The sequence below is a fragment of the Arthrobacter oryzae genome, assembly GCF_003634095.1.
GTDB classification, from domain to species: domain Bacteria; phylum Actinomycetota; class Actinomycetes; order Actinomycetales; family Micrococcaceae; genus Arthrobacter; species Arthrobacter oryzae.
The window spans coordinates 1-2970 of sequence record NZ_RBIR01000016.1 but is presented as its reverse complement, the minus strand read 5'-3'; the positions used below and the strand labels follow the sequence as shown (position 1 = coordinate 2970).

At 66.9% G+C, this 2970-nt stretch carries 1 protein-coding gene; it reads left to right on the top strand.

The window, feature by feature from the left end:
• Window positions 1-189 precede the first annotated feature (189 nt).
• Window positions 190-2667, top strand: coding sequence for an HAD-IC family P-type ATPase (locus C8D78_RS19520; protein WP_244208518.1), 2478 nt, complete (start codon window positions 190-192; stop codon window positions 2665-2667).
• Window positions 2668-2970 lie beyond the last annotated feature (303 nt).

The following is a 2970-nucleotide window of genomic DNA, read 5'->3' as shown; positions in this document are numbered from 1 at the left end:
CCACGCCCCCACCGCAAACCCACACCCCCACCCACCCAAAACCCCGCCACCACAAGCCAAAACACCCCACACACCCCCCAACCACACACCCCACCACGATCTTTCCGGCCTGTATCGTCCATCACATCCTGCCGCCATGCCGGATACCATCGGAGGGTGAGGGCATACCGCCGGCGCCAGAGACGAGCTTTGCTCCACCGACGTGTGTCCCGGCCGGCCGCCAAGGGTCTTTCGCAGCAAGAAGTGACGGCGCGGGTTGAACGTGGGCTGACCAACCGCGTCCCGGACACCACCAGCCGGAGCCTGTGGCAAATCTTCCGGGCCAACGTCTTCACGCTCTTCAACGCAATCGTCGGAACCAGCTTCCTTCTGCTGCTGCTTCTGGGGCAATGGCGCGATGCCTTGTTTGGCCTCGCCGCCGTCGGCAACGCCGTGATCGGCGTCGTCGAGGAATACAGGGCCAAGAAGTCCTTGGACCGGCTGGCTGTCCTTGACGCCCCCATCGCACGGGTGCTGCGCGAGGGCGAGATCCGGGAGATCGCGACGGCCGACGTCGTCCGTGACGACATTCTGGTGCTGCGGGCCGGAGACCAGGTCACCGCGGACGCCGCCGTTCTCGACGCATCCGGCCTCGAGGTCGACGAATCTCTTCTCACCGGCGAAGCGGATCCCGTGGACAAGGAGGCTGGTTCCGAAGTGCTTTCCGGATCGATCGTTGTAGCCGGCCACGGGAGGGCCCAGGTTGTCCGGGTTGGCGCAGCGTCGTTCGCGAGCCGGCTGACGGCAGATGCGCGCCGCTTCTCACTGGTGAACTCAGAGATCCGCAACAGCCTCAACCGGGTACTCCGCTGGATTGCCTGGGTGCTGCTGCCCGTGGCAATCATCGTGGTCAATGGCGAGGTCCAGGCGCGCGGTGGCTGGCAGGCCATCGTTTCCACGGACGCCTGGACGGCGGTCATGGTGGGTCTCATTGCCAGCATGATCGCCATCGTCCCGCTGGGACTCGTGTTGTTGACCAGCGTGGCCTTCGCTGTCGGCGGCGTCAGGCTGGCTAGCCACAACGTCCTGATCCAGGAACTCGCGGCGGTAGAGGGCCTGGCACGTGTCGACGTGCTGTGCATGGACAAGACGGGGACCCTCACCGAGGGTGGGCTGGTCTTCGATGCTGTACACCCGTTGGTGCCGGAGCCGGGTTGGGAACAGGTCCTGGCATGGTTTGGCGCTGAGCCCGAGGCGAATGCCACGGCACGCTGCCTGAGCACCGTTTTCGAGGATGACGGCGGTCTTCAGCCGATCTCGACGGTGCCGTTCTCCTCGGCCCGGAAGTGGAGCGGGGTAAGTTTCGACGGACGCAGCCGGGCGGCGCGCACCTGGATTCTGGGGGCACCGGAAATGGTGCTGGTCGACGACGCGGCCGGGTCCCGGCAGTTGGCCGTCCCCGCAGCCCAAGGCACCGCACCGCACCAGAGCGATGAGCCGGATCGGCACGACATTCTGCGCCAAGCCGGCGACTTGGCGGAGACCGGGCTGCGGACTCTTCTTTTGGCCCGGGGCGGACAGTTGCCGGATGGGGGAAAGTCGGAACAGCTGCCAGCGTCGCTGCGGCCGGTGGCACTCTTGACTTTCCGGGAACAACCCCGCTCGGATGCCAGGGAGACCCTCGAGTTTTTCCGCGCCGAGGATGTCGGCCTGAAGATCATTTCCGGTGACGATCCCCGGACCGTCGCTGCTATTGCCCGGCGTGTCGGCCTGGACGTCGCCACGGGCTTCGACGCGCGCTCCCTGCCGGAGGACATGGAGCATCTGGAGGAGGTGATGGAATCAAACACGGTGTTTGGCCGGGTGACGCCCGCCCAGAAGAGGCAGATGGTCGAGGCCCTCCAGCGCCGGGGACATACCGTGGCCATGACCGGCGACGGCGTCAACGACGCCCTCGCGCTGAAGACGGCGGACCTCGGCATCGCCATGGATTCCGCGGCACCCGCCACCAAGGCTGTGGCGCGCCTGGTGCTGCTCGACGGCCGTTTCGACCGGCTGCCCGGAGTCCTCGCGGAGGGCCGGCAGGTCATTGCCAATATTGAACGGGTCTCCAGCCTCTTCCTCAGTAAGACGGTGTACGCCACCGCCATCGCGGTAACTTTCGGGCTCCTGCAGTGGAAGTTCCCGTTTCTTCCCCGGCAGCTGTCCTTCACGGACGGCCTAACGATCGGAATCCCGGCTTTCTTCCTGGCGCTCATGCCAAATCCGCGCCGCTACCAGCCTGGATTCCTGCGCAGGTCCCTGTGGTTCTCGGTGCCTGCAGGGCTGATAGTGACGGCCTCCCTGCTCACGCTGAACGCAGTCGCGCCGCTTGCCGGCGCGGCCACGCCGGAACAAGTCAGCAGCGCTTCTGTTCTCACGCTGTCCATGGTCGGGCTGTGGATACTCTCCGCCGTATCCCGTCCCCTCAACGCGGGGCGCCTTGCCGTGTTGGTGGCCATGAGCGCCTCCCTTTTGGTCCTGCTCAACCTGCCGCTCGCTCAGGAGTTCTTCCTGCTTTCCCGTCCACCCAGCGGGTTGTTGATCGCGGCCCTCGCGTGCGGGGTCGGCGGGGGGCTTGGGGTCGAGGTCCTGGCCCGGGTCCATGGCCGGGTCTTTCCGGCGTCGTCGGCCGGGCTTCCCGGCTGACCATGGGCCGGGTCCGCGGCCGGGTTTCCCGGCCGTCACGGCCGCCGTCGTGGCCGCCTGGGGGCGGGTGCGGGCCGGTCTGCTGCAGGACCGGCCGGCGGGGTCCGTCGCACCGTCGTTGTCAGTGCCGAGTCTTCCCGGCCGGCCTGCGCGCCTGGCGGCCCGGGTTGTGGTTTTGGGGTTAAATGCGGGAGGACCCCCAACCTGTGTTGGGGGTCCTCGACCGTGTAATGATGTTCCGGCGGTGACCTACTCTCCCACACCCTCCCGGGTGCAGTACCATCGGCGCTGTGGGTCTTAGCT